This is a genomic window from Frankia sp. AvcI1 (assembly GCF_001420875.1).
Lineage (GTDB): Bacteria > Actinomycetota > Actinomycetes > Frankiales > Frankiaceae > Frankia > Frankia alni.
Map to the genome: position 1 here is coordinate 95,849 of NZ_LJFZ01000024.1, position 25,299 is coordinate 121,147.

The following is a 25,299-nucleotide window of genomic DNA, read 5'->3' on the forward strand; positions in this document are numbered from 1 at the left end:
GGCCCGAGTCGCTGTTCGAGCGCTTCGTCGCGTTCCGCTCCGAGCTCGGGATGGAGGTCATCCCGCTGACCGGCGGTGAGAGCCCGCCGTTCGGCCTGCTGGCCGACCGGCTGCGGGCCGGCGGAATGCTGTGCCTGCTCGCCGACCGCGACCTGTCCCGCGCGGGCATCGGCGTGCGGTTCTTCGGCGCCCCGGCGACGATGCCCGGCGGACCCGCCGCGCTCACGCTGGCCACCGGGGCGACGCTGCTGCCGGTCACGCTCTGGTTCGACTCGGACGGCTGGAGCGCGCGGATCCACCCCCCGGTGCGGCCGAGCGACGTCGCGACGATGACCCAGGACCTCGCCGACGCCTTCGCCGCCGGCATCGCCGCCCACCCCGCCGACTGGCACATGCTCCAGCGCGTCTGGNGCGACGAGGCGTGAGCCCGCCCGGTCGCGCCACGGCGGCGCCGTGAAGATCGGCCTGGCCTGCCCCTACACCTGGGACGTCCCCGGCGGGGTCCAGGTCCACGTGCGGGACCTCGCCGAGACCCTGCTCGCGGCGGGGCACGAGGTCTCCGTCATCACCCCCGTCGACGACGAGCAGACCCTGCCGTCGCACGCCGTCGACGCCGGTCGGGCACTGCCCGTGCCGTACAACGGCTCGGTCGCCCGGCTGCTGATGGGCCCGGTCTCCGCCGCCCGGGTCCGCCGCTGGCTGCGCGAGCACGACTTCGACGTCCTGCACGTGCACGAGCCCAGCGCGCCGAGCGTCAGCCTGCTGGCCTGCATGCTCGCCGACGGGCCGATCGTGGCGACCTTCCACACCGCCAACCCCCGCTCCCGGTTCCTGACCGCCGCGCAGGGCGCGCTGCAGCCGTCCTTCGAGAAGCTGCGTGCCCGCATCGCCGTGTCCGAGGCGGCGCGGCGCACGCTGGTGGAGCATCTCGGCGCCGACGCCATCCTGATCCCGAACGGGGTCGCGGTGCAGCACTTCGCCGACGCCCGGCCGCTGCCCGGCTACGACGACGGGCGGCCCACCGTCGCCTTCCTCGGCCGCATCGACGAGCCGCGCAAGGGCCTCGACGTGCTGCTGGCCGCGATGCCGGCGCTCGCCGCCCGGATCGACGACGTGCGCCTGCTCGTCGCCGGGCCCGGGGACGCCGCGGCGGTGCGCGCCCGGCTGGATCCGCAGCTGCGGTCCCGGGTCGAGCTGCTCGGNCTCGTCTCCGATGCGGACAAGCCGCGGGTGTTCGCCTCCGGCCAGGTGTACTGCGCCCCGAACACCGGCCAGGAGAGCTTTGGAATCGTCCTGCTGGAGGCGATGGCGGCCGGGACCGCCGTGGTGGCCAGCGACATCGACGCGTTCCGCCGGGTGCTCGACGACGGCCGCGCCGGGCGGCTGTTCGACGTCGGCGATCCCGCGCAGCTCGCCGCCACCCTCGCCGACGTGCTGACCGATCCCGTCGGGGCCGCGGGGCTCATCCGGCGGGGCCGGAAGGTCGTCGAGACGTACGACTGGCGGACCATCGCCGAGCGCATCGTCGGCGTCTACGAGATGGTCTCCGGGGACCGGCGGGTGTCGCTCGCGCCGGCCTAGCCGGGTGGGCGGCGACGAGTCCGGTGCCGAGCCCGGTGGCCGGTACCGGCGCCAGGTCACATCCGCCCGTTGACTACGCTGCGCGAGATGACCGTCCTCGTGGTGGTGGTTGCCCTGGTGGTGGCGACTGCGACCTATCTGACCTGGCTGGCCCGCCGGCTCGATCGGCTCGCCGCCCGGGTGTCGGACGCCGGCGGCGGTCTGGTCACCCAGCTCGTCGCTCGCGCCGACGCCGCGGCGCGGCTCGCCGAGCGCTGCGGTCTCGACGAGCTGGCGGCCAGCGCCGCCCGCGCGCGCGCCACCTACCCGGCCCTGCTCGCCGGCGCCCCCCTGGACGCCGCGGTCGAGCTGACCGAGAACGCGCTGAGCCGGGCGCTGCGCTCCGCGGAGGTCGCGGCGGCCGGGCAGCGCTTTCCCGTCGAGCTGCACGCGGTCGACTCCGGGGCGGCCCGGGTGGCGCTGGCCCGCCAGTTCCACAACGACGCGGTCCGGGACCAGCGGGCGCTCGCGGGCCGCCGGGTGGTCCGGGTGCTCCACCTGTCCGGCCGCCGCCCGCCGCCCGGCTACTTCGAGATCGACGACGCCCTGCCGGCTCGCGAGGAACCCTGGCCGCGCCTCGTCGAGGGCGGCTCGGCGGATGACGCCGACCCCTCCGTCCGCGACGCCCCCGTCGGCGACGCCCCTGGCCGCGATGTTCCTGGCCGCGACGCCTCCGTTCGCGACCTGCCCGGTCGCGACATCCCCGGCCGGGAGGACCGGTCGGGGCGCGACGGGCCGCTCGGGCACGGCGACCGGCCGGGCCTGGCCTCCTGAGCCGCCCGGTCGGCGCGAGCTGCGCCGTACGATGGGGAACCGACCCACCCGCACGGGATTCACCTGGCTGGGTATCCGACATGCAGGTGTCCCTGACATGGCGGAGCCGGCCGGCCGTGGCGCCCGACTGGAGCGAAAAGAGACGGCACATCATGTCCCAGGGCCAGACTGCCGCCGCCACCGGCCCGGCGACCGACTCCGCCCGGCACGCCGGCACCGCCCGCGTCAAGCGCGGCATGGCGGAGATGCTCAAGGGCGGTGTGATCATGGATGTGGTCACGGCCGAGCAGGCGCGCATCGCCGAGGACGCCGGCGCCGTGGCGGTGATGGCCCTGGAGCGGGTGCCCGCCGACATCCGCGCCCAGGGTGGCGTCGCCCGGATGAGCGATCCGGACATGATCTCGGAGATCATCGAGNCGGTCTCCATCCCGGTCATGGCCAAGGCGCGGATCGGGCACTTCGTCGAGGCCCAGGTGCTGCAGGCCCTCGGGGTGGACTACGTCGACGAGTCCGAGGTGCTCACCCCGGCCGACCCGCACCACCACATCGACAAGGGGTCGTTCACGGTCCCGTTCGTCTGCGGGGCGACCAACCTCGGCGAGGCGCTGCGCCGCATCGCCGAAGGCGCGGCGATGATCCGCTCCAAGGGGGAGGCGGGTACCGGCGAGGNGTCCAACGCGGTGGTGCACATGCGCACCATCCGCGCCGAGATCGGCCGGCTCGCCGCGCTGCCCGCGGAGGAGCTCTACGCCGCGGCCAAGGAGCTGCGCGCCCCCGTCGACCTGGTCGCCGAGGTGGCCCGGCTCGGCCGGCTGCCGGTCGTGCTGTTCACCGCCGGCGGCATCGCCACCCCGGCGGACGCGGCGCTGATGATGCAGCTCGGCGCGGACGGGGTGTTCGTCGGCTCGGGGATCTTCAAGTCCGGGGATCCGGCGCGGCGTGCCCGCGCGATNGTCGAGGCGACCACGATGTTCAACGACCCCGACGTGCTGGTGAAGGTGTCGCGGGGCCTGGGCGAGGCGATGGTCGGCATCAACGTCGCCGAGCTCCCGTCGGCGGCCCGCTACGCCGACCGCGGCTGGTGAGCGGCCCGCGGATCGGCATCCTCGCGCTGCAGGGGGACGTGCGGGAACACGCCCGGGGNCTGACGGACGTCGGCGCGCAGCCGGTGGAGGTTCGCCGCGCGGCGCAGCTCGCCGAGGTGGACGGTCTGGTCCTGCCCGGCGGCGAGTCCACGACGATCGGCCGGTTGCTGCAGGTGTTCGAGCTGCTGGAGCCGCTGCGGGCCGCGGTCGTGGCGGGGCTGCCCGTGTTCGGCTCGTGTGCTGGCATGATCCTGCTTGCGCGGGACGTCGTGGACGGTCGGCCGGACCAGCCACTGATCGGTGGGTTGGACATGGTCGTCCGGCGCAACGCCTTCGGCCGGCAGGTCGACTCGTTCGAGGTCGACCTCGACGTCGACGGGGTGGAGGGACCGCCTGTGCACGCGGTCTTCATCCGAGCACCATGGGTAGAAAAGGCGGGCGATGCGGTCGAGGTCCTGGCTCGTGTCGCCGAGGCGCCGGTGGCGGTCCGTCAGGGCTCGCTGCTGGCCACCGCGTTCCATCCGGAGCTGACCGGAGACTCCAGGATGCACCGGCTATTCGTCGACATTGTGCGATCTTCCGGATCCGGTCGGTGATCGCGAGTAAGAGGGGCAGGACATGAGCGGTCACTCCAAGTGGGCGACCACGAAGCACAAGAAGGCGGTCATCGACGCCNGACGGGNCAAGCTGTTCGCCAAGCTGATCAAGACGGTGGAGGTCGCCGCCAAGACGGGCGGCGGCGACCCGGCGGGCAACCCCACGCTGGCCGACGCCATCGCGAAGGCCAAGTCGCAGTCCGTGCCGAACGACAACATCGAGCGGGCGGTCAAGCGCGGGTCCGGTGAGCTCGCCGGCGGGGTGAACTACGAGAACATCACCTACGAGGCGTACGGGCCGAACGGCGTCGCGATCCTCGTCGAGTGCCTGACCGACAACCGCAACCGGGCCGCCTCCGACGTCCGGGTGGCGATCACCCGCAACGGCGGCACGNTGGCCGATCCCGGCTCGGTGTCGTACCTGTTCAACCGCAAGGGCGTCGTGCTGCTCACGAAGGCCGCCGGGCTCACCGAGGACGACGTGCTGCTCGCCGTGCTCGACGCGGGCGCCGAGGAGGTCAACGACCTCGGCGACGTCTTCGAGGTCATCTCCGAGGCCACCGACCTGCATGCGGTGCGGGTGGCGGCCGGTGACGCCGACCTGGAGATCACCTCGGCGGACATCTCCTGGCTGCCGAGCGTGAGCGTGCCGCTGGACGCCGAGCCCGCGGCCAAGGTGCTCAAGCTCGTCGAGGCGGTCNAGGACCTCGACGACGTCCAGAACGTGTGGTTCAACGGCGACATCTCCGACGACGTCATGGAGCTCGTCAGCAGCTGACGGGCCGCACGCCACCGCGTCCGGGACGATCTGTTGGGCGTGTCGTGGATGTCCGGTTGCGCCGACCGATCTACCATCGAACGAGTGTTCTTGCGGGCGAGCGGGCCCGTGAGCGAGCGGGCCTGCGGGCGCGTGGTCGGGAGGGTGGATGCGGGTGCTGGGCGTCGATCCGGGGCTGACGCGGTGCGGCCTGGGGGTCGTCGACGGCGCCCTGGGTTCCCGCGCCCGACTGGTCGAGGCGGGAGTGGTGCGCACGCCGGCCGGCGCCGAGGTGGCCGACCGGCTGCGGGCCGTCGCCGACGGCATCGACGCCTGGCTGGACCGCACCCGCCCGGACGCGGTCGCGGTCGAGAAGGTCTTCAGCCAGGCCAACGTGCGCACGGTGATGGGCACGGCCCAGGCCGGCGCGGTGGCGATCATGCTCGCCGCCCGGCGCGACCTGCCGGTGGGCCTCTACACGCCCAGCGAGGTCAAGGCCGCGGTCACCGGCAGTGGCCGGGCCGACAAGGCCCAGGTCGGGTTCATGGTCACCCGGTTGCTGGGGCTGGCCGAGGTGCCGCGGCCGGCCGACGCCGCCGACGCGTTGGCGCTGGCGTTGTGTCACCTCTGGCGGGGCCCGGCGTTGGCCCGGCTGCGCGCGGCGGCTCCCGCAGCGCCTGTCAGCCGCCCGGCTCCCGCAACGCCCGCTCGCCGCTCGCCGCGGCCCGCCGCGCCTGCCCGCCGCCCGGCGGGGGCGTCATGATCGCCTCGCTGGCCGGCACCGTCCGGGCGCTCGGGCCGCTGTCCGCCGTCGTCGAGGTGGGTGGCGTCGGCCTGCTCGTCCAGTGCACCCCGGCGACGCTGGCCCGGCTGCGCATCGGTGAGCCGGCCAGCCTCGCCACCACCCTCGTCGTGCGCGAGACGGAGCTGACCCTCTACGGATTCCCCGACGCCGACGCCCGCGACGTCTTCGAGATCCTGCAGTCCGCCGCCGGGGTGGGGCCCAAGCTCGCCCAGGCCGTCCTCGGCGTGCACGAGCCGGACGCGGTCCGCCGGGCGGTCGCGGAGGAGGATCTCGCCGCGCTCACCAAGGTGCCCGGGATCGGGCGCAAGGGCGCCCAGCGGATCGTCCTCGACCTGCGCGACCGGCTCGGCCCGCCGCGCGGCGCCGCCGTGCCCGGGCCCAGGTCGGGCGGCGCCGATCTCGGCGCCGGCGGGGTCGGGGCGGCCGGTCCCGGCGAGGCCGGCGCGGTCGCGGACACGGTGCGTGAGGCGCTGATCGGCCTGGGCTACTCGGCGCGGGAGGCCGACGACGCGGTGTCCCGCGCGCTGGCCGTGCTGGCCGCGCCTTCGGGCGACCCCGGCGGTCCGGACCGGCCAGGCGGGAACGCGTCAGCCGTTGCCCCGTCCGCGGTGGCGCCGTCTGCGGCGGCCCCGTCCGCGGGTGCAGCGCCGATCGAGGGCGCGGCCGACGCGGCGACGCTGCTGCGGGCGAGCCTGGCAGTGCTGCGCCGATGACCGCGCCGGAGCAGGCCGCGCCGGAGCAGGCCGCGCCGGCCGCGGGCCGGGCGCCCGGGGGTGGCGCGTGAGCGCCGACGGGCTCGTCTCGGCCGCCGCCAGTGCCGAGGAGCAGGCGTTCGAGGCCGGGCTGCGCCCCCGCACGCTCACCGAGTTCGTCGGTCAGCGCAAGGTCCGGGAGCAGCTCTCGATCATGCTGGAGGGGGCGCAGGCCCGAGGGCGCCCGCCGGACCACGTCCTGCTGTCCGGCCCGCCGGGTCTGGGCAAGACCAGCCTCGCGATGATCATCGCCGAGGAGCTGGCGGTGCCGCTGCGGATGACCAGCGGGCCGGCGATCGAACGGGCCGGCGACCTCGTCGCGANCCTCACCGCGCTGTCCCCCGGGGAGGTGCTGTTCCTCGACGAGATCCACCGGATCGCGCGTCCCGCCGAGGAGCTGCTCTATGCCGCGATGGAGGACTTCCGGGTCGACGTGATCCTCGGCAAGGGGCCCGGCGCGACCGCCATCCCCCTCGACGTCGCCCCGTTCACCCTGGTGGGCGCCACTACCCGGTCGGGGCTGCTCACGGGGCCGCTGCGCGACCGCTTCGGGTTCACCGCCCACCTGGACTTCTACGCCCCCGACGAGCTCGCCCGGGTGCTGACCCGGTCGGCGGGCCTGCTCGGCGTCAGCCTCACCGAGGACGGCGCCGCCGAGGTCGCCGGGCGCTCCCGGGGCACCCCGCGCATCGCCAACCGGCTGCTGCGCCGGGTACGCGACTACGCGGAGGTGCGCGCCGACGGCGTGGTCACCCGCGACGTCGCCCGGGCCGCGTTGCGGATCTACGACGTGGACGGGCTGGGGCTCGACCGCCTCGACCGTGCCGTGCTGGAGGCGCTCGTGGGTCGCTTCGGCGGCGGCCCGGTCGGGCTCACCACGCTGGCCGTCTCGGTGGGGGAGGAGCCGGAGACGGTCGAAGATGTGGCCGAGCCGTTCCTGCTGCGGGCCGGTCTGCTGATCCGCACCTCCCGCGGCCGGATCGCCACCCCCGCCGCCTTCGAGCACCTCGGGCTCGAACCGGTCGCCGACCCGCTCGGCCGCAGCCAGGCCCCGCTCTTCTCGAACACCGGCCTGCTCGCCGAGGACGGCCTGCTTCCCGAGGACGGCCTGCACTCCGAGGGCGGCCTGCTTCCCGAGGACGGCCCGCACTCCGAGGACGGCCTGCACCCCGGGGGCGGCTGAGCGGCGGCCCACCGGGCGGCCCACCCCCGCCCACCGCGCGGCGCCACGGCGCCGGTATAAAGCGGACACCACGGCCCTGCCCACCGGCGGCATCCGCTCGATACGTACGATCGCCGCAACACATCAGGAGGGCAGGACGTGCGCGGACTTGTGACGGCGGCGACGGCAGCCGACGGTAACGGCGGCAGTTCCATCGGCGGTTTCCTGATTCCGCTACTTCTCGTCCTGGCGGTCGTCTACATCTTCTCGATGCAGCGTCGCCGCGCCAAGGCTCAACAGCAGCAGGTGTCCCAGCTCCTGCCCGGCACCCTCGTGATCACCACCGCCGGGCTCTACGCGACTGTCGTGGAGCTGGAGGACGGCGACGTCCTGCTCGAGATCGCCCCCGACGTGGTCTGCCGGTTCACCCGCAGCGCCATCGCCCGGGTGATCAGCTCGCCGGACGCCGACGAGACGCACGACGACGGGTCGGCGGACGGCGCCGCGCACGACGGTCCGNCCGACTCCGCGATCGCCACCGGCGAGACGGCTCCGGGGACGGCACCCGGCGCGGGCACCGCCGTCGGCGAGGAGGGCGCCGGGGGGCCGTCCGCGACCGACGGTTCCGACGGCGAGGGCAAGGGCGTGCCCCACCCGCCACGCAAGGAGCTGTAGCAGGTCGACGGACCACCGGAGCGTCACCAGCGGGGGTTTGGAACGTACCCTCGGTGACATTCGTTCGGGTACGTTGGGCACCGCCGGTCCGGGCAACGGCGAGACGAACGAGCGCCGGCCTCCGGCGCGTGAGGAAGGGACTCGCACGTGGCACGCGGCTCGGCACGGNCATCCACGGGAAGCTCCGTCTGGACCCGGCTGGGGGTACTCGGCGGTCTGCTCGTCGTCCTCTACAGCCTGATGGCCGCCACCGGGAACTGGACCCCGCGGCTGGGGCTGGACCTGCAGGGCGGCACGAGCGTGATCCTCACGCCTCGGGNGACCACCGGTAGCAGCGTCGACTCCGGCGCGGTCGACCAGGCGGTGGAGATCATCCGCCAGCGCGTCGACGGGCTGGGCGTGGCCGAGTCCGAGGTCCACCGCACCGGCAACCAGATCGAGATCTCGGTCCCCGGCCGCGGTCGCAGCGACGTGGTCGACCTGGTGGGGCAGACCGCGGAGCTGCGCTTCCGGGAGGTCTACGAGGCCGCCGCGGCGACGCCGGCGAAGACGGTCCCCTCGCGCACCCCCGCCGGCACGGCCGCACCGACCCCCGCGTCCGGCGCGACGCCGTCGCCGGCGGCTGGGAGCACACCGCCCGCGACGCCGTCGGCGGCCCCCTCCGTGGCGCCGAGCCCCTCGGCGTCGAACCGCCCGGCCGCTCTCGGCGACGGCGCGCGGCCGGCCGCGAAGCCGGTGGCGCTCGGGGATGGCTCCGGGCTGGTCGCGCAGCCGGTGGCGCTCGCCGCGAGCACGGGTAAGGCCGCAGGCACGGGCAAGGCGGTCACCGCCGCCGGCGTCCTCACCGCGGCCTCGGCGGCTCCCCCCGCGCCGGCCTCTCCCGCCGCGGCCTCCCCTGCTGCGGCGTCCTCCGCGGCTCCGGCCGCGTCGGCGTCCCCGGCGCCGTCGTCTCCGGCGCCCGTCGCCGGCGCCGCCGCCGCCGCGGACACGCCGCCTGCCGCCGCGGTCGCCCAGTACGACGCGCTGACCTGCGCGGCCACCGACGTGCGCAGGGCGGCGGTCAGCACCGACCGGCCCCAGGACTGGACCGCCGCGTGCGACCGGGACGGGGCGACCAAGTACCTGCTCAAGCCGGCGTCCGTCGTCGGGACCGACGTGAAGACGGCCTCCGCCGGCCTGCAGGGCGGCGGCGGNACCACCGGCGTCACCACCGGCCAGTGGGTGGTCAACGTCGACTTCACCGGCTCCGGCCAGAACAAGTTCACCAAGCTCACCGAGAAGACGATCGGCAAGCAGGTCGCGATCGTGCTCGACGGCGTGGTGCAGTCGGCGCCGCAGACCAACGAGCGCATCGCCGGGACCGCGCAGATCTCCGGGTCCTTCGGCCAGTCCGAGGCTGAGGACCTCGCCAACGTCCTGCGCTACGGCGCGCTNCCGCTGGCGTTCGAGCGTTCTCAGGCCGAGTCGATCTCGCCGACTCTGGGCCGCGACTCGCTGCGCGGCGGGCTGCTCGCCGGGGCCATCGGGCTGGTGCTGGTCGTCGCCTACTCGTTCCTGTACTACCGGGCGCTGGGCATCGTGGTGGTCGCCTCGCTGGCCGTCAGCGGGGCGATCATCTATGCCTCGGTGGTGCTGCTGGGCGCCGCGATCGGCTTCACGCTGACCCTCGCCGGCATCGCCGGTCTGATCGTGTCGATCGGCGTCACGGCGGACTCGTTCGTCGTCTACTTCGAACGGATCAAGGACGAGGTGCAGGCCGGCCGGACGGTGCGTGCCTCCGCCGACCGGGCCTGGCCGGCCGCGCGGCGCACGATGCTCTCGGCGGACACGGTCTCGTTCCTCGCCGCCGCCGTGCTGTACATCCTCTCGATCGGCTCGGTGCGCGGGTTCGCGTTCACCCTCGGGCTCTCGACGTTGAGTGACGTGCTGATCATGTTCATCTTCACCCGCCCGATGGTGGCCCTGCTGGTGCGGCGCAGACTGTTCTCCGTCAGCCGGTTCTCCGGCCTGAGTCCGAAGACGATCGGTGGTCGGGCCGCGGCCGGGCCACCGGCCGCGGCCCCCAGCAGGCCGCGGCTGGCCAAGCGGCCGGCGCCGGCCGGGCAGAAGCGGGAGAGCTGACAGATGGCACTGCTCGGGCGGATCTACCGCAGCGACTTCCACGTCGATTTCGTCGGCCGCCGCCGGGTCTGGTACGCGGTCTCCGGCGTCATCCTCGTGATCTGCGCCGTGAGCATGATCTTCCGCGGCTTCACCCTGGGCATCGAGTTCTCCGGCGGCGCGGTCTTCCAGCTACCCAGTCACGGCGGCACCGTCGAACAGGTCGAGCAGACCCTCTCCAGCGTCGGCATCGACCCGGNGGACGGCGTGGTCCAGCAGCTCGAGACCTCCAAGCAGTTCCGGGTGCAGACCCCCACCCTGACCGACGCCCAGACCGACAAGCTGACCGACGCGCTGGCCAAGCGGTTCTCCGTGACCGACCCGGACCGCGACATCGCCGTGTCCACCGTCGGCTCCTCGTGGGGCTCGACGATCACCAGCAAGGCCATCCAGGGGCTGGTCGTCTTCCTGGTGCTCGTGATGATCTACCTGTCGGTGCGCTTCGAGTGGAAGATGGCGGTGGCCGCGATGGCCGCGCTCATCCACGACCTCGTCGTCACCATGGGCGTCTACTCCCTCGTGGGGTTCGAGGTGACGCCGTCGACGGTGATCGCCGTGCTGACGATTCTGGGCTTCTCGCTCTATGACACGGTGGTGGTGTTCGACCGGGTGCGGGAGAACACCGCGGGGATGGCGACCTCCCACCGCCGTACCTATGCCGAGGCGACGAACGACGCGCTGAACGAGACGCTGGTCCGTTCGCTGAACACGTCCCTCATCGCCCTCATCCCGGTGGCGTCGCTGCTGTTCGTCGGCGCCGGGCTGCTGGGCGCGGGCACGCTGAAGGACCTCGCGCTCGCCCAGTTCGTCGGGATCGCCTCCGGCACCTACTCGTCGCTGTTCTTCGCCACGCCCCTGCTGGTCGACCTCAAGCGGGGTGAGCCGGCGGTGCAGGCCCTCGATGCGCGGGTCGCCCGGGAACGGGGCAAGCGTGCCCGCGCCGTCGCGTCGACCGCGGCCGGCCCGGGGGCGCCGGTGGGCTCGCCGGCGCCGGACGAGCCGGTATCGGGGGAGGTCGCGGCCCTGTCGGCGGGCGGTGCCGCGCTGGCGGACGATCCGGTCGGTCGGCCCGGCGGCCCCGGTGCCCGCGAACCGGTTCCCGCCGGGGCGGGACTCGGCGGGCCCGGCCGGCGACCCCCCACGGCGGGTGCCGCGCGACGCGCCGGTGGCCGCAAACCCGGCCGGCGGGGGCGGCCGAGCGGTAAGAAGCGTCGGTGAACCGGGCGTCAGGGACACACCTGCGTACCCGCGCCCTGCGGTGTACCCGTGCCCTGCGGCGCCCGGGGACGGATCTGGCGGACTAGCCCCGAAAGTGGGATGAGCAGGACGATGACGAGCATCGACGAGGCGGCACCCGGACGGTCCGCCGCGAGCGACGCGGCCGCCGACGTGTTGCGTGGCCACATCCGGGACATCCAGGACTGGCCGCAGCCCGGGGTCGTGTTCAAGGACATCNCCCCGCTGCTGTCCACGCCCGCCGCTTTCGGCGTGGTCGTCGGGGCCCTGGTGGACGTCGCCCGCGAGCGCGGCGCGACCACGATCGCGGGGATCGAGGCCCGCGGCTTCCTGCTGGCCGCGCCGGTCGCCGACCGGCTCGGCGCCGCCCTGGTGCCCATCCGCAAGCAGGGCAAGCTGNCGGGCCCGACCCGCAGCGCGACCTACGACCTGGAGTACGGCACCGCCACCATCGAGATCCACGCCGACGCGGTGCGCCCGGACGAGCGGGTGCTGCTGGTCGACGACGTGCTGGCGACCGGCGGCACGGCGGCCGCCGCGCACGGCCTGCTGGCCGGCGTGGGGGCCGAGGTGGTGGGCCTCGCGGTCCTCATGGAGCTGTCGTTCCTGCCCGGGCGGGAACGGGTCGCTCCGCTGGATGTCGTCCCACTTCTGACGATTTGACCTACCCTCGGCCGGGCCTGCGGAAGGCTTCCGGGCGGCGCGGCGTTAGGCTCGGTGTCTAGTCCTCACGCAGGAGCGGCCCGTGCCAGAGGCAGCGCCGGTGACCACCGGAGCGTCGTCGCCCGCCGTGGCTCCCTCGAGGGAGCCACGGACGGCGGCTGATGGTGCGCGTCCTGCCCCGTCTGGCCCGGACCGCGGACCCACCCTCCGTGACGAGGCCGTCCGCGAGCCGGCCGGCCCGCAGCCCGCGAGCCGGGAGCCGCGCGGGGCCGCCCCGGCCCGGGAACCGGCCGGGCAGGCCGGTCCGCCACTGGCGGATGCGCCGCCGGATGACGGCTCACCGGTCGTTCCCCGCCTCGGCCACGAGTCGCCGCCCCTGCCGCGCCGGGTGCGCGGGCGCCTGTCGCGCCTCTCGACGCACCGGGCCACTCCCTCGTCGGCCCTTGACCCAGTGCTGCGCGGCCTGCTCGCGAACCACCCACGGGCCGACATCGACCAGGTCCAGCAGGCCTTCGAGGTCGCCGACGCCGCGCACGCCGGCCAGGTGCGCTTCTCCGGGCATCCCTACATCACCCACCCGATCGCCGTGGCGAGCATCCTCGCCGATCTCGGGATGGACACCCCGACGCTGTCCGCGGCGCTGCTGCACGACACGCTGGAGGAGACCTCCCTGTCCGCCGAGGCGATCCGGGAGACCTTCGGCGACCAGATCGCCCTCATCGTCGACGCCGTCAGCAAGCTCAACCGGGTCAAGGTCGGCGAGGCGGCGCAGGCGGAGACGATCCGCAGGATGGTCGTCGCGATGGCCCGCGACCCGCGGGCCCTGGTCGTCAAGCTCGCCGACCGGCTGCACAACATGCGCACCCTGCGCTTCCTGCCCGAGCACAAGCAGGAGCGCAAGGCCCGCGAGACGCTGGAGGTCTACGCCCCGCTCGCCCACCGGCTCGGGATGAACTCGCTGAAGTGGGAGCTGGAGGACCTCGCGTTCGCCGCGCTGTACCCGAAGCGTTACGACGAGATCGTCCGCCTCGTCGCCGACCGGGCGCCCAGCCGCGACGTCTACCTCGCCGAGGTGATCGNCCAGGTGCAGGCCGGCCTGCGCGACGCCCGGATCCGCGCGGTCGTCTCCGGCCGACCCAAGCACTACTACTCGATCTACCAGAAGATGGTCGTGCGCGGCCGGTCGTTCGACGACATCTACGACCTGGTCGGCATCCGCGTCCTGGTCGACTCGGTCCGCGACTGCTACNCCACCCTGGGCACCGTCCACGCGAACTGGAAGCCGATCCCCGGCCGGTTCAAGGACTACATCGCGATGCCCAAGTTCAACATGTACCAGTCGTTGCACACCACGGTCATCGGGCCCGAGGGCAAGCCGGTCGAGCTGCAGATCCGCACGCACGCGATGCACAACCGGGCCGAGTACGGCATCGCCGCGCACTGGAAGTACAAGGAGGACGGCGTCGCGGCCCGCCCGTCGGCGGCCGCCGTCGACAGCGGCGGCGGCCGGTCCGGGCGGCGTCGCGGCAGTCCCGAGCCGGACCTCATGAGCTGGCTGCGCCAGGTCCTGGACTGGCAGCGCGAGACCGCCGACCCGGGGGAGTTCCTCGACAGCCTGCGCTTCGCCGCGGAGACCGACGAGGTCTTCGTGTTCACTCCGAAGGGCGACGTCATCCCGCTGCCCGCCGGGTCGACGTCGGTGGACTTCGCCTACGCGGTGCACACCGACGTCGGTCACCACTGCGTCGGCGCGCGGATCAACGGCCGGCTCGCGGCGTTGGACACCGAGCTCGACAACGGCGACACCGTCGAGGTCTTCACCTCGCGGGCGCACTCGGCGGGTCCCAGCGAGGACTGGCTGATGTTCGTCCGCTCCTCGCGGGCCCGGGCGAAGATCCGCCAGTGGCACGCCCGTGAGCGCCGCGAGGACGCGATCGTCGCCGGCCGCGACGCGATCGGCCGGGCCATGCGCCGCCACGGGCTGCCGCTGTCCCGGCTGATGAACGGCGACGCGCTGCTCAACCTGGCCAAGGACCTGCGCTACGCCGACGTCGCCGCGCTGTACGCGGCGGTAGGGGAGAACCACGTCAGCGCCCCGTCGGTCGTCTCGAAGCTGCTGGTGGCGCTCGGTGGCCCTGAGGGCGCCGAGGAGGACGCCGGCGAGACCGAGCTGCCGATCCGCACGCTGCGCCGCTCCACCGGGGAGCCGGGCGTGCTGGTTACCGGGGCACCGGACGTGTGGACGAAGCTTGCGCGCTGCTGCACCCCGATGCCCGGCGACGACATCGCCGGCTTCGTCACCCGGGGTAAGGGCGTGTCCGTCCACCGGACCGACTGCTCCAACCTCACCGGGCTGCGCGGCGGGCCGCACGACCGGCTCGTCGAGGTCGAGTGGGCGCCGTCGTCGGGNTCGGTGTTCCTCGTCGTGATCCAGGTCGAGGCGCAGGACCGGACCAAGCTGCTCTCGGACGTCACCCGGGTGCTCTCCGACCGGCACGTGAACATCCTGTCCGCGTCGGTGGCCACCACCAGGGACTCCGTCGCGGTCAGCCGCTTCACCTTCGAGATGGGGGATGCCAAGCATCTCGGGCACATCCTGAGTGCCGTGCGATCCATCGACGGGGTCTACGACTGTTTTCGCGTCACCTCAGGCATACAGGTCTAGCGGGACAAAGGGGGCGCCGTGGATGCTGAGACCGTAGGTGCGGGTCTGCCGGCGGGCGGCGGACTGACCCCGGCGCTGTCCCGGGCCGACTCCCGGGGCGACTCCTCCGACGACGCCTCCCGGGCCCTGTCGGCGGCGCGGCAGGCGAGCGTGCGCCTGGCGCACCTGGCCCGCCGGATGGCCACGCCGCGCATGTCGCAGGTGCCCCCCGAGCTGCGGGACATCGTCGAGGCCCACCGCGACTACCACCCGCGGGCCGACATCGGCGCCCTCGTGCACGCCTACGGGGTCGCCGAGCGGCTGCACGCCGGCCAGATGCNCCGCAGCGGGGACCCGTACATCAGCCACCCGCTCGCCGTCTGCGAGGCCCTCGCCGAGCTCGGAGTGGACACGACCACGCTGATCGCGGCCCTGCTGCACGACACCGTCGAGGACACCGGCTACACCCTCGACTCGGTCGTCGAGGAGTTCGGCGGCGAGGTCGCCAACCTCGTCGACGGGGTCACCAAGCTGGACAAGATGCGCTTCGGTGAGGCGGCCGAGGCCGAGACGCTGCGCAAGCTGATCGTGGCGCTCGCCCAGGACTACCGGGTTCTCGTTATCAAGATCGCCGACCGGCTGCACAACATGCGCACCCTCGACTTCATGTCCCCACCCAAGCAGGTGAAGATCTCCCGGGTCACGTTGGAGATCCTGGCGCCGCTGGCCCACCGGCTGGGCGTCAGCGTGATCAAACGGGAGCTGGAGGACCGGGCGTTCGCCGTGCTCCATCCGGCCGAGCATGCGCGCACCGCCCGGATCGTGGACGAGTTCACCGCCGCGGAGCAGGCGTCGGGTTCGCTTGCGGGCCTGGTCGCGCGGCTGCGGGCGGGCCTGGCGGGCGCCCGCATCGACAGCGAGGTCTCCGTCCGCGCCANCCACCTGTTCTCGATCTACAAGCGGGGGCAGGAACGGGCCCGCGCCCCGCAGGACTACACCGACATCGTCCGCGTCCTCGTGCTCGTCGACGAGGTGACTGACTGCTACGCCGCCCTCGGGGTGATTCACGCGCTGTGGCGCCCGGTGCCGGGCCGGCTGCGGGACTTCGTGGCGACGCCGAAGTTCAACATGTACCAGTCGCTGCACACCACCGTCGTCGACGACACCGGGCGCAGCATCGACATCCAGATCCGGACCCCGGCGATGCACCGGCTGGCGGAGACCGGCATCGTCGCGCGCCCGGTCGGCCCCGGCGCCGACGGCGCCCGGCTGGAGGGCCTGTCCTGGCTGCACAGCCTGCTGGACTGNCAGGAGGACACGATCGACTCCGACGAGTTCCTGGAGTCGCTGTCGTCCGATCTGGACTCCGACGAGGTGCNCGCCTTCACCCCCAAGGGGCGGATGATCGCCCTGCCGCCCCGGTCGTCGCCCGTCGACGTCGCCTACGCCGTGCACACCGACATCGGTCACCGGGCGATCGGCGCCCGGGTCAACGGGCGGCTCGTCCCGCTGCACACCCGGCTGCGCAACGGTGACGTCGTCGAGATCCTGACCTCCAACCTGCCCGGTGCCGGGCCGTCGGAGGACTGGCTGCGGTTCGTGAAGACCTCGCGGGCCCGCGTGCGCATCCGCCGCCGGCTTGCCCGGCAGCGCCGGGACGCCGCTGCCGGCCCCGGCCTGCCCGAGGGACCGGAGCAGTCCGGCCCGGCGGCCGGGACGGACGCCGGCGCCCGCGGCGGCCCGACCGGCGACCCTGGCGGCGGTCCGGGGGGCGCTGCGGGCGGCACCTCCGCGGCACCGGCGCGGCAGCTGGCCCGGCGCGGGGTGCCCAGCCTCGCCGCCGTGGCCGACGACGGGTCGGGCGCGAGCATGCCCGTCCGGCTGGCCCGATGTTGCCTGCCGCTGCCCGGTGACGCCGTCGTCGGCTTCACGACCCATGGCAGCGCTGTGTCGCTGCACCGGCGCGAGTGCGGCAACGCCGCCGAGGCGAGTGCCGACCGGGAACGGGTCGTGGTGACCGCGTGGTCCGCTCCCGATGTCCAGATTTTTCCCGCCGAGATCGCGGTCGAGGCGTTCGACCGTTACGGCCTGCTGGCCGACATCACCGAGGTCCTGTCCGAGACGTCGGTGTCGGTCCGGGCCGCGTCGACGACCACCTCCGAGGACCGCGTCGCCCACGCCCGCTTCACCATCGAGGTCACCGGGCCCGAGCAGCTCGACAGCGTGCTCTCGGCGGTCCGCCGGGTGGGTGGCGTGTACGACTGCTACCGCGTGTGTCAGTCCCAGGCGTCGCCGACCGTCGACCCGCCCGCCCGCGCCGCCACCTGACCCGAGCCGCGGCCGGGTCGGGCGACCCCGTACGGGCACGACCCGCCGACCCGACCGTCGAAGGGGGCCCGGTCGGCGAGAACCGCCACCGATACCGGCGCGCAGCGTGGCGATTCCACCCCGGAAAGTGCCCTCCGCATCCACCGGTGGTAAACGGAAGGTGCCTAAAACTGCCCCATCCGGGCCGATAAGGGTGGATTGTCGCCGGGAGAATACCCGCCACCCTTCCGGGCGCCGTAAATTCAACGGCGACCGCCACTGATCGATGTAGAGTATCTCGCGTATCCCTCGTTTCCAGATGGGAGTGCGCGTGGGTCACCTTCAGGTCATCGTGAGTATCGACTCCCGGGAAGGCGCCGAGCGTGTCGGCCGTGCGCTCGTGGAGGCGCGCCTGGTCGCCTGTTTCCAGGTGATCGGCCCGATGAGCAGCATCTACCGCTGGAAGGGTGAGATCGAGNAGGCCGAGGAATGGCTCTGTCTCGCGAAAACCACCACCGAGCGATTCGACGAGCTACGCGAGCGGCTGGTCGTCCTGCACCCGTACGAGAATCCCGAGATCATTGCCACGCCGATAGTTGCGGGCCACGCCGACTATCTGCAGTGGATCAGTGCGGAGACCGCGCCCGCCGTGCGGAGCTGACGTCCGGTCGCCGCCCCGACTCTGGCGGGGCCGGGGCGGCGACCGGACGTCATGTCGGCGGCGGTGACGTCTCCGGCCGGCGGCGTCGGACCCGGGGAGCCGCGCTCAGACCAGCACGCGTAGCTGGTCGTCGAGGTCCCGCACGGCCTGGGTGTGCTGCCAGGGCCGCAGGTGCTCCCGGGTCCGCCGGACCCGGGCCAGGCCCAGGGAGAAGTCCGTCTGGGCCACGATCGACAGCGCCTCGGCGGCGAAGTGGCAGGCCGCCTCGATCTCCCGTCGCTGGATGTGGACCTCGGCGATGTCGCTCATCAGCAGCGACCGCTTCTTCGTGGCGCCCGGCGCCGTGGCCCGCAGGGCCTCGGTGGCCGCCGCGTAGGCCGCCGCCGGTCGGCGCAGCCGGGTGTAGGTGGTGACCTTGAGCCCGTCCAGCCGGCCCCGGTCGAAGAACTGGGTCCAGACCCGGTCGCCGTCGCTCTCGCCCCGCTCGAAGGCCTCCTGCGCGCGGTCGAGCGCGGCCAGCGCCGCCCGGCCCTCGCCCCGCGCCGCCTGCTCCTCGGCCTCGCGGGCGGCCAGCCACGCCCGGGTCATGACGGTGCTGCCCGTCGCCGCGCGTCGCTGGGCCTCGCCGAGCAGCACGCACGCCTGGTCGTGACGGCCCTGGCTGGCGGTCTGATAGCTCTCGTAGCCGAGCACGCACGCCCACAGCGCGTTGTCGTCGGCCTCGCGGGCGGCCTCGATGGCCACCCGGTAGTACGCCACCGCGGCGGGCAGGTCGTTCATGTCGAAGGCCAGCCAGCCCGCCAGCGCCGCGGTCTCGCCGGCGGTGGAGGTCAGGTCGCGGCGCACCGGCGTGCGGTTCGTCGACTCCAGCAGCTGGGTGAGCCGCCCGAGGTGGTCGGTGACCCGCTGCATGAGGATCCGGGCGGGAACGCGCTCCTCCAGGCCGTACAGGCCCGCGGTGCGCTGCCCCAGCTCCTCGGCGAGCTCCGGGGTGACGCTCGCCCGCCGGCGCAGCGCCGAGGACAGCCGCTCCCAGGGCGGGGTGGTGTCCGCGGCCGCGGCGATCGGCACCACCGCGACGCCACCCGCCGCGGCGAACAGCCGCAGAAAGTCGCGCCGCTCCACGGGAATGCCATTCGGGTCGATCACTTCGGCGTCCGCCTGCAGGACCAACGTTCCGCCGGGTACCACCTCGCGGCCGGCCTGCTGCGGACCGCCGGGCCCGGCCGGGGCGATACCCCGACCCATTCCCGTCCGCATTGCTCCGGCGACGGAGGGAAGCGTCTCGTCGTCCACGAAACCCAGTTCCACCGAAGATCGGCCGAATAGAGCCCGCAACAGCCGCTGATAACGCAGGCTCGGTTTCTTGTCGCCCTTCTCCCACTTACAGATCATGTTTCCGGTCACCCCGGCCTCGCGACCCTCGTGGATGACGGAGAAGCGCCGGATCTCGGTGGCAAGGCGTTCCTGCGACCAGCCCCGCTCCTCCCGGCTCAGCCGTAGTCGGGCGTTCGGTGTGCGGGTCGCGGGCGCACGGCTGGACTTCGACACGTCAGGTGATGGTCCGGAGGCCGCAGGTGCCCGGGAAGCTGCCGAGGGACCGGTCGTGAGCTGCATCGGGGCCTCCGAAGTCAATCGGTTGACTCCTGGAGCTTAACCCTCTGTGAGATAAGACGGTCATAGTCACTGTGGTCCCTTCGAGACCAGCTAGGGCAAAAATGTGGTCTTCCCGGCGCGCGGGTGGCCTGCGTTCCGCCGACGGGCGTCGCCTTCTAGAGTGAGGGCGTGAGAGCCGGACCCCTCGACCGACGTCCTCGACCGCCCGGATCCGGTGCCCCGAGCCGTCCGCTGCGCGCGTGGCAGCGGGCGGCCCTCGACGTCTACCGGTCCCGCTCGTCGTCCGGGGCCCGGGACTTCCTCGCGGTGGCGACGCCGGGCGCCGGCAAGACCACCTTCGCCCTGCAGGTCGCCACCGACCTGCTGGGCACCGGCGAGATCAGCCGGATCACGGTCGTCGCGCCCACCGAGCATCTCAAGCGGCAGTGGGCGGTCGCCNCCGCGGAGGTCGGGGTGGACCTCGACCCGGACTTCCGCAACTCCGCCGGCGCGACGTCGTCCGACTACACCGGCGTCGCGGTGACCTACGCCCAGGTCGCGGCCCACCCGGCGCTGCACCGGGCGCGGACCGCCGCCCGGCGCACCCTGGTCATCCTCGACGAGATCCATCACGCGGGCGACGCGTTGTCCTGGGGCGAGGCGACCCGGGAGGCGTTCACTCCCGCGGCGCGACGCCTCGCCCTGACCGGGACGCCGTTCCGCTCCGACGTCAACCCGATCCCGTTCGTCACCTACCTGCCGGGACCCGACGGCGTCCTGCGCAGCATCTCCGACTCCTCCTACGGCTACGCCGAGGCCCTGCGCGACGGCGTCGTGCGCCCGGTGCTCTTCCTCGCCTACTCCGGCGAGATGTCCTGGCGGACCAGCGCCGGCGCCGAGCTGTNGGCCCGGCTCGGCGAACCGCTGACGGGCGAGCAGACCGCCGCCGCCTGGCGCACCGCCCTGGACCCGGGCGGGGACTGGATGCCGGCCGTGCTCGCCTCGGCGGACACCAGGCTGTCGCAGGTGCGCGCCGGCGGCATGCCCGACGCCGCCGGGCTGGTCATCGCCACCGACCACGCCGCCGCGCGGGCCTACGCGGGGCTGCTGGCCCGGATCACCGGCACGTCGCCGGTGCTCATCCTGTCCGACGACCCGACCGCGTCGGCGAAGATCGCCAACTTCCGGGAGTCCGCGGACCGGTGGATGGTGGCGGTGCGGATGGTGAGCGAGGGTGTCGACGTGCCCCGCCTCGCCGTCGGGGTCTACGCGACCTCGGCCTCGACGCCGCTGTTCTTCGNCCAGGCCGTCGGTCGGTTCGTCCGGGGTCGGGGTCGGGGGGAGACCGCCTCGGTGTTCCTGNCGAGCGTGCCCACCCTGCTCGCCCTCGCCGGGGAGATGGAGATCCAGCGCGACCACGCGCTGGAGAAGCAGCCGCGCGACCCCGACGCCTTCGACGACGACGCGCTGCGCGAGGCCAACCGGCGCAGGGACACCCCCGACCAGCCCGACACGCTGTTCACGGCGCTGGGCTCGTCGGCCCACCTCGATCGGGTGATCTTCGACGGCGGCGAGTTCGGTACTCCCGCGGCGCCCGGTTCGGTGGAGGAGGAGGACTTCCTCGGCCTGCCGGGCCTGCTGGAGCCGGACCAGGTCGCGACCCTGCTGCGCCAGCGGGAGGCCGCCCAGCAGGCGGCCGCGCGCCGCGGGGCCGCCGCCCGGGCGGCCGGGCAGCCCGAGCCCGAGGTGCCGGCGGCCCGCGACGGTGCGCAGCCGACGACCCGACCGGTCCACGAGGTCATCGCCGAGCTGCGCAAGGAGCTCAACCGGCTGGTCGGGGCGCACTTCCACCGCACCGGCAAGCCGCATGGAATGATTCACGCCGAGCTGCGCCGGTCCTGCGGTGGTCCGCCGAGCGGGCAGGCCAGCGCCGCGCAGTTGCAGGCCCGCATCGACACGATCCGCCGCTGGGCCGGCTGACGGCTGCCCGGGCCGGCCCAGCCGCCGCGTCAGCCGCCCTGGGAGATGGCGATCGACAGGATCTTCGCCTTGCTGGCCGGGGCGCCGTCGGAGCCGCCGCCCTGCACGCCGGGCTTGGTGAGCTTGTCGAGGACGTCCAGCCCCGTGGTGATCTTGCCGAAGACGGTGTAGCCGCCGGCCAGCGCCGCCGCCCCCTGCTGCGTCGGGTTGGCGTAGTTGATGAAGAACTGGCTGCCGTTGCTGTTCGGCGCGGAGCTGTGCGCCATCGCGAGCACCCCGCGGTCGTAGGTGACGCCCTCGGTGTTCTCGTTGGCGTACCCGTAGCCGGGGCTGCCGCTGCCGGTGCCCGTCGGGTCGCCGCACTGCAGCACGGAGATGCCCGCCTCGGCACCGCCGGTCTGCCGGTGGCACAGCGTGTTGTCGTAGTACTTGGCGTCGGCGAGCGTGCGCAGCGCGTGGACGGTGCACGGCGCCTTCTGTGCGTCCAGGCTCGCCGTCATCGTCCCGGCGTCGGTGGTGATGGTCATGGTGGCCGGGGAGGTGTCGACGGTGGCCGCCGCCTTCGGCAGGGTGGCGCCGCGGGCCGGGGTCTCCCCGTTGGCGGTGTACGTGCAGGCGCCGACCTTGCTGGTGGCCGCCGCGGCGGCGCTGGGGGCCGCGGTGCTGGCCGCGTCGGCGGCGGTGACGTCGGACTTGTCGTCCTTGCCGGTGAGCAGGATCGCGGCGATCGCCGACGCCGCGACCACGATCGTCACGAAGCCGGCCACGATCGCGAGTCGCTGCTGGCGGCGGCGATGGGCGACCCGCCGTCGCTGCGCCTGCCGGGCCGCGCGAGCCTCGGCGAGCTCGCGCTGCCGTCGCTCCTTGGAACTGGCCACCGTCGCCGGCCTCCTCACATCCCGAACCTGGCAGGTTCCTCGCTGTTGCGTCCCGTCCGTCCCGCGGCGGTGGACACATGTGGTCTGTGCACCGTAACCGTTGGGCGGCGCCCGGCTGGGCAGCGCACCTGTGGCGAGCATGCCGAAGCCGCCTGTGCGCCCGCTGTGCGCCGGAGGCGTCGGCGGTGGCTGGTAGCGTTGCCGCAAGGTGAGGTGCGGTACCGATCAGGGGCTGACGCGATTCATGCTCGATAAGCGTTTTATCCGGGAGAATCCGCAGGCCGNGCGGGACGCGGTCGCGGTCAAGGGCATTGACCTGGATGTCGACGAACTACTCCAGCTCGACCAGAACAATCGCAAGTTGCAGTTCGAGGTGGACGAGGCGCAGGCCCGGCGCAAGAGCTTCGCCAAGCAGTTCGCCAAGGCCGACGAGGCCCGCCGGGCCGAGCTGCGCGTCGAGCACGAGGCGTTCGACGCCCAGCTCAAGGACCTGCGCGAGCAGCTCGCCCGCACGGGTGCGCGATTGTCCGAGCTGATGCTGCTGACGCCGAACATCCCCTGGTCGGGGGCGCCGGTGGGGCCGGACGAGGCGGCCAACGTGGTGCTGCGCACCGTCGGCACGCCCCCGGAGTTCGACTTCACCCCGCTCGACCACACCGAGCTCGCCGAAAAGCGCGGCTGGGCCGAGTTCGCCCGCGCCCGCAAGGTCGCCGGCGAGNGGGCCTACGCGCTCGTCGGCGACATGGTGATGCTGGAGCGGGCGGTGCACTCCTACGCGCTGGACCTGCTGCGCGGCCGGGAGTTCACCCCGGTGGCGGTTCCCGCGCTCGTCCGCGAGGAGCCGCTGATCGGCACGGGGATGCTGCCGAAGGCCCGGGAGGAGATCTACGCGATCCCCGAGGACGACCTGTACCTGGCCGGAACCGCCGAGGTGGCCCTCGTGGGCCTGCATGCGGGGGAGATCCTCGACGCCGCCCGCCTGCCGATCCGCTACGCCGGGATCTCGCCGTGCTTCCGCCGGGAGATCGGCAGCGCCAGCCGGGACGTCCGCGGCCTGCTGCGCGTGCACCAGTTCGAGAAGGTCGAGCAGTTCGTCCTGTGCGCCGCAGACGAGGCCGAGTCGGCCCGCTGGCACGCCGAGCTGCTCGCCACCGCCGAGCGGATCCTGTCCGACCTCGGGCTGTGCTACGAGGTCGTCGAGTGCGCCACCGGGGACATGGGCGTCGGCAAGTTCCGGATGAACGACATCAACACCTGGTTTCCGTCGCTGGGGCGCTTCCGGGAGACGCACAGCTGCTCCACGCTGCACGACTGGCAGGCCCGCCGGGCGAACCTGCGCTACCGAGACCCCGACGGCACGATCCGCTTCGCCCACACACTGAACAACACCGCGGTGGCCACCCCCCGACTGCTGGCGGCGCTGCTGGAGAACTTCCAGACCGCGGACGGCGCGGTGCGCGTCCCCGAGGTGCTGCGGCCCTACCTGGGTGGGCGCGAGCTGATCTGAGCGCCGCCGCGGCGGCGCTCCCGGGCGGCCCGGACCAGGGCCGGCCCGGCCACCGCGAGGCGCCGCGGCAGCCCGACGGCCACCCGGCGTTCCAGCACCCGGTAGTCGGCCCGCTCCACCTCATCGAGGATCTCCCGGTAGAGGACGAATGCGGTGCGCATGCAGTCCCGCGAGGTGGGGTGCAGCAGTCGGATACCGGGCGCCGCCGCCCGGAACAGCTCCCGGGCCCGGCTGATCTCGAACGCCAGNAGCCGGCGGACCGGCCCGTCGACGACCCCGGCGGCCAGATGCTCCCGGGTGACGCCGAACAGCGCCAGCGACGTCTGCGGCAGGTACACCCGCCCGCGGCGCAGGTCCTCCCCGACGTCCCGGATGAAGTTGGCGTGCTGGAAGGCCAGGCCGAGGTCGCGCGCGTAGGGCAGCGCGCTGTCGTCGACCGGTTCGAGCAGCGGCACCATCTGCAGGCCGATGACCGCGGCTGAGCCGTGCATGTAGACCAGCAGGTCCTCCCATGTCGCGTACCCGGTGACGGTCAGGTCCATCGCCATCGAGGACAGGAACGCGGCGAAGTGGTCGGGGTCGAGCGCGAAGCGACGGATCGTGTCGACGACCGCCGGCAGCACCGACACCTCGCTCGCCGCCCCGTTCTGACCGCCGTCCTCGCCCGAGACCTGGGCGTCGACGGCGTGGGCGGGCACGCCGTCGCGCAGCGCGGCGAGGAAGCGGCCACTCCAGGCCTGCAGCCGGACGGCCCGCTCGTCGCCGGTCAGCGCCGAGTCGAGGTCGTCGACGATGTCGTCGGCGTGGCGGGCGAAGCCGTACAGGGCATGTACGTGCGCCCGCTTCCACGGCGGCAGCAGCAGGGTCGCCAGGTAGTAGGTGCGCCCGTGGGCGGCGTTGAGGGCGCGGGCTCGTGCATACGACGCGCGCAACCGGGGATCGGTGATCCCGGCCGCGTCGAGCTCCCCCACGGCATTCAGCCTAACGGTACTGACGGTAGGCCCTGTCAACGTCGCATCCAGGATCGGGTTGGGCCCCCGGTCCTAAATCTCCGAACATCATGATCGACTGTCGGAGTCGGGTCGCGGCTGTTCCGCGGAACACCATGATCGTTTCCTGGTGTCGAGGTCAGGGCGGGGCGCGGTTCTGGCACCGGATGGGTTCCGTTCCGCGGACCATGATGTTTTTCTGCTGGTTTCGCGTCCCGCCGCGGGCTCCACGCCCGTGCGGTGCCGGTGTTGCTGCCGGGGCGGGACTCTGCTCCGGACATGATCGGCGGGGTCCGGCCTGCGGTCCGGCGGTGCGGGCGGTTCCGCGGAACACCATGATCATATTCTGGGTTCGGGGTCGGCTGGGGTTTCGGCTGCGCCGCCGGGTGTGGGCTTCCGGCGTCGCACCCCGCCATGGTTGATCTTGGGTTGGGTTTTTGTCGGTGGTGGGT

The 25,299-nt window shown here is 73.5% G+C and carries 14 protein-coding genes and 35 pseudogenes; 45 read left to right on the forward strand and 4 right to left on the reverse strand.

From position 1 onward, the window contains the following. The 38 genes and pseudogenes from UK94_RS61935 to cutA (UK94_RS62070) form a co-directional block, all read left to right on the forward strand. Positions 1-410: pseudogene (locus UK94_RS61935) on the forward strand (phosphatidylinositol mannoside acyltransferase); the annotation flags it as partial. A gap of 43 nt (positions 411-453) precedes the next feature. Further along, on the forward strand, positions 454-1,202 hold a 749-nt coding region (locus tag UK94_RS22335), incomplete at its 3' end, for a glycosyltransferase family 4 protein (RefSeq protein ID WP_235489214.1). 1 nt (position 1,203) lies between these two features. Beyond that, a pseudogene (locus UK94_RS61940) lies at positions 1,204-1,581 on the forward strand (glycosyltransferase family 4 protein); the annotation flags it as partial. Positions 1,582-1,668: 87 nt separating this feature from the next. Beyond that, positions 1,669-2,394 carry a hypothetical protein gene (locus UK94_RS22340; RefSeq protein WP_050997056.1) on the forward strand — a complete coding sequence of 242 codons (726 nt, stop codon included), beginning with the start codon at positions 1,669-1,671 and terminating at the stop codon, positions 2,392-2,394. 152 nt (positions 2,395-2,546) lie between these two features. Beyond that, positions 2,547-2,810, forward strand: a pseudogene (locus UK94_RS61945) (pyridoxal 5'-phosphate synthase lyase subunit PdxS); the annotation flags it as partial. Between the two features lies 1 nt (position 2,811). After that, positions 2,812-3,063, forward strand: a pseudogene (locus UK94_RS61950) (pyridoxal 5'-phosphate synthase lyase subunit PdxS); the annotation flags it as partial. Between the two features lies 1 nt (position 3,064). Then, a pseudogene (locus UK94_RS61955) lies at positions 3,065-3,346 on the forward strand (pyridoxal 5'-phosphate synthase lyase subunit PdxS); the annotation flags it as partial. A 1-nt stretch (position 3,347) separates the two neighbouring features. After that, positions 3,348-3,479: pseudogene (locus UK94_RS61960) on the forward strand (pyridoxal 5'-phosphate synthase lyase subunit PdxS); the annotation flags it as partial. Beyond that, positions 3,476-3,537: pseudogene (locus tag UK94_RS61965) on the forward strand (pyridoxal 5'-phosphate synthase glutaminase subunit PdxT); the annotation flags it as partial. The pseudogenes UK94_RS61960 and UK94_RS61965, both read left to right, overlap by 4 nt. A 1-nt stretch (position 3,538) precedes the next feature. Then, positions 3,539-4,075 (forward strand): annotated as a pseudogene (gene pdxT, locus UK94_RS22350) (pyridoxal 5'-phosphate synthase glutaminase subunit PdxT); the annotation flags it as partial. Positions 4,076-4,097: 22 nt separating this feature from the next. Then, a partial coding sequence (locus tag UK94_RS74685) for a hypothetical protein (protein ID WP_268761557.1) occupies positions 4,098-4,154 on the forward strand: 57 nt, incomplete at its 3' end. Between the two features lie 8 nt (positions 4,155-4,162). Then, positions 4,163-4,469: pseudogene (locus tag UK94_RS61970) on the forward strand (YebC/PmpR family DNA-binding transcriptional regulator); the annotation flags it as partial. Between the two features lies 1 nt (position 4,470). Continuing rightward, positions 4,471-4,775: pseudogene (locus tag UK94_RS61975) on the forward strand (YebC/PmpR family DNA-binding transcriptional regulator); the annotation flags it as partial. A gap of 1 nt (position 4,776) precedes the next feature. Beyond that, positions 4,777-4,853 (forward strand): annotated as a pseudogene (locus UK94_RS74690) (hypothetical protein); the annotation flags it as partial. A gap of 148 nt (positions 4,854-5,001) precedes the next feature. Beyond that, positions 5,002-5,595 carry a crossover junction endodeoxyribonuclease RuvC gene (gene ruvC, locus UK94_RS22360; protein WP_011603304.1) on the forward strand — a complete coding sequence of 198 codons (594 nt, stop codon included), beginning with the start codon at positions 5,002-5,004 and terminating at the stop codon, positions 5,593-5,595. Next, the gene (ruvA, locus tag UK94_RS22365; protein WP_011603305.1) at positions 5,592-6,350 is read left to right on the forward strand and encodes a Holliday junction branch migration protein RuvA; all 759 of its coding nucleotides are present in this window, start codon (positions 5,592-5,594) and stop codon (positions 6,348-6,350) included. The genes ruvC and ruvA overlap by 4 nt, the downstream gene beginning before the upstream one ends. A 67-nt stretch (positions 6,351-6,417) precedes the next feature. Further along, positions 6,418-6,712, forward strand: a 295-nt coding sequence (locus UK94_RS61980) for an AAA family ATPase (RefSeq protein ID WP_235489216.1), incomplete at its 3' end; no start/stop codon positions are given. Position 6,713: 1 nt separating this feature from the next. Next, positions 6,714-7,572, forward strand: a pseudogene (gene ruvB, locus UK94_RS22370) (Holliday junction branch migration DNA helicase RuvB); the annotation flags it as partial. A 138-nt stretch (positions 7,573-7,710) separates the two neighbouring features. Then, the coding region (yajC, locus tag UK94_RS22375) for a preprotein translocase subunit YajC (RefSeq protein ID WP_235489218.1) at positions 7,711-8,070 on the forward strand (360 nt) is incomplete at its 3' end. A 476-nt stretch (positions 8,071-8,546) separates the two neighbouring features. Then, positions 8,547-9,419, forward strand: a pseudogene (locus UK94_RS61985) (protein translocase subunit SecD); the annotation flags it as partial. 1 nt (position 9,420) lies between these two features. Beyond that, a pseudogene (locus tag UK94_RS61990) lies at positions 9,421-9,659 on the forward strand (protein translocase subunit SecD); the annotation flags it as partial. 1 nt (position 9,660) lies between these two features. Then, positions 9,661-10,347, forward strand: a pseudogene (locus tag UK94_RS61995) (MMPL family transporter); the annotation flags it as partial. Between the two features lie 3 nt (positions 10,348-10,350). Then, positions 10,351-10,585, forward strand: a pseudogene (locus tag UK94_RS62000) (protein translocase subunit SecF); the annotation flags it as partial. A gap of 1 nt (position 10,586) precedes the next feature. Then, a pseudogene (secF, locus tag UK94_RS22385) lies at positions 10,587-11,604 on the forward strand (protein translocase subunit SecF); the annotation flags it as partial. 111 nt (positions 11,605-11,715) lie between these two features. Next, a pseudogene (locus tag UK94_RS62005) lies at positions 11,716-11,841 on the forward strand (adenine phosphoribosyltransferase); the annotation flags it as partial. 1 nt (position 11,842) lies between these two features. Beyond that, a pseudogene (locus UK94_RS62010) lies at positions 11,843-12,021 on the forward strand (adenine phosphoribosyltransferase); the annotation flags it as partial. A gap of 1 nt (position 12,022) precedes the next feature. After that, positions 12,023-12,285, forward strand: a pseudogene (locus UK94_RS62015) (phosphoribosyltransferase family protein); the annotation flags it as partial. Positions 12,286-12,367: 82 nt separating this feature from the next. Then, a partial coding sequence (locus UK94_RS62020) for an HD domain-containing protein (RefSeq protein ID WP_235489220.1) occupies positions 12,368-13,364 on the forward strand: 997 nt, incomplete at its 3' end. Between the two features lies 1 nt (position 13,365). Further along, positions 13,366-13,534 (forward strand): annotated as a pseudogene (locus UK94_RS62025) (hypothetical protein); the annotation flags it as partial. Position 13,535: 1 nt separating this feature from the next. Continuing rightward, positions 13,536-14,694: pseudogene (locus UK94_RS62030) on the forward strand (TGS domain-containing protein); the annotation flags it as partial. 1 nt (position 14,695) lies between these two features. Then, positions 14,696-14,950 (forward strand): annotated as a pseudogene (locus UK94_RS62035) (ACT domain-containing protein); the annotation flags it as partial. Positions 14,951-14,968: 18 nt separating this feature from the next. Continuing rightward, positions 14,969-15,269, forward strand: a pseudogene (locus UK94_RS62040) ((p)ppGpp synthetase); the annotation flags it as partial. Position 15,270: 1 nt separating this feature from the next. Continuing rightward, a pseudogene (locus UK94_RS62045) lies at positions 15,271-15,866 on the forward strand (HD domain-containing protein); the annotation flags it as partial. Position 15,867: 1 nt separating this feature from the next. Further along, positions 15,868-16,236, forward strand: a pseudogene (locus UK94_RS62050) ((p)ppGpp synthetase); the annotation flags it as partial. Between the two features lies 1 nt (position 16,237). Then, positions 16,238-16,307, forward strand: a pseudogene (locus UK94_RS62055) (hypothetical protein); the annotation flags it as partial. Position 16,308: 1 nt separating this feature from the next. Further along, positions 16,309-17,257, forward strand: a pseudogene (locus tag UK94_RS62060) (TGS domain-containing protein); the annotation flags it as partial. A gap of 298 nt (positions 17,258-17,555) precedes the next feature. Then, a partial coding sequence (gene cutA / locus UK94_RS62065) for a divalent cation tolerance protein CutA (protein WP_235489252.1) occupies positions 17,556-17,714 on the forward strand: 159 nt, incomplete at its 3' end. 1 nt (position 17,715) lies between these two features. Next, a pseudogene (gene cutA, locus UK94_RS62070) lies at positions 17,716-17,897 on the forward strand (divalent cation tolerance protein CutA); the annotation flags it as partial. A gap of 105 nt (positions 17,898-18,002) precedes the next feature. Here the strand turns inward: cutA (UK94_RS62070) and UK94_RS22410 are convergent. Beyond that, positions 18,003-19,514, reverse strand: a complete 1,512-nt coding sequence (locus UK94_RS22410; protein ID WP_041939063.1) for a helix-turn-helix transcriptional regulator — start codon at positions 19,512-19,514, stop codon at positions 18,003-18,005. Between the two features lie 168 nt (positions 19,515-19,682). Here UK94_RS22410 and UK94_RS62075 point away from each other — a divergent pair. The 4 genes and pseudogenes from UK94_RS62075 to UK94_RS62090 form a co-directional block, all read left to right on the forward strand. Further along, positions 19,683-19,952: DEAD/DEAH box helicase family protein (locus tag UK94_RS62075; protein WP_235489222.1), on the forward strand; the 270-nt coding region annotated here is incomplete at its 3' end. A gap of 1 nt (position 19,953) precedes the next feature. Continuing rightward, positions 19,954-20,397, forward strand: a pseudogene (locus UK94_RS62080) (DEAD/DEAH box helicase family protein); the annotation flags it as partial. 1 nt (position 20,398) lies between these two features. Continuing rightward, a pseudogene (locus UK94_RS62085) lies at positions 20,399-20,793 on the forward strand (ATP-dependent helicase); the annotation flags it as partial. Positions 20,794-20,856: 63 nt separating this feature from the next. Further along, positions 20,857-21,473 (forward strand): annotated as a pseudogene (locus UK94_RS62090) (ATP-dependent helicase); the annotation flags it as partial. A 29-nt stretch (positions 21,474-21,502) separates the two neighbouring features. On the opposite strand, the gene UK94_RS22420 reads toward UK94_RS62090, so the two are convergent. Beyond that, positions 21,503-22,351, reverse strand: coding sequence for a peptidylprolyl isomerase (locus tag UK94_RS22420; protein ID WP_041939064.1), 849 nt, complete (start codon positions 22,349-22,351; stop codon positions 21,503-21,505). 208 nt (positions 22,352-22,559) lie between these two features. Between UK94_RS22420 and UK94_RS74695 the strand changes: the two genes are divergently transcribed. The 3 genes and pseudogenes from UK94_RS74695 to serS form a co-directional block, all read left to right on the forward strand. After that, positions 22,560-22,635: hypothetical protein (locus UK94_RS74695; protein WP_268761558.1), on the forward strand; the 76-nt coding region annotated here is incomplete at its 3' end. Between the two features lies 1 nt (position 22,636). Continuing rightward, positions 22,637-23,069 (forward strand): annotated as a pseudogene (locus tag UK94_RS62095) (serine--tRNA ligase); the annotation flags it as partial. Position 23,070: 1 nt separating this feature from the next. Continuing rightward, a pseudogene (gene serS / locus UK94_RS62100) lies at positions 23,071-23,858 on the forward strand (serine--tRNA ligase); the annotation flags it as partial. On the opposite strand, the gene UK94_RS62105 reads toward serS, so the two are convergent. After that, a partial coding sequence (locus UK94_RS62105; RefSeq protein ID WP_235489225.1) for a squalene/phytoene synthase family protein occupies positions 23,831-24,106 on the reverse strand: 276 nt, incomplete at its 5' end. The pseudogene serS and the gene UK94_RS62105 overlap by 28 nt on opposite strands. Before the next feature lies 1 nt (position 24,107). After that, positions 24,108-24,829: pseudogene (locus UK94_RS22430) on the reverse strand (phytoene/squalene synthase family protein); the annotation flags it as partial. Positions 24,830-25,299: the final 470 nt, after the last annotated feature.

Excerpts from the sequence above, each read along its gene's own strand:
- UK94_RS22340 (WP_050997056.1), top strand. The coding sequence starts at position 1,669 with ATGACCGTCCTCGTGGTGGTGGTTGCCCTGGTGGTGGCGACTGCGACC.
- ruvC (WP_011603304.1), top strand. The coding sequence starts at position 5,002 with ATGCGGGTGCTGGGCGTCGATCCGGGGCTGACGCGGTGCGGCCTGGGG.
- ruvA (WP_011603305.1), top strand. The coding sequence starts at position 5,592 with ATGATCGCCTCGCTGGCCGGCACCGTCCGGGCGCTCGGGCCGCTGTCC.
- UK94_RS22410 (WP_041939063.1), bottom strand. The coding sequence starts at position 19,514 with ATGCAGCTCACGACCGGTCCCTCGGCAGCTTCCCGGGCACCTGCGGCC.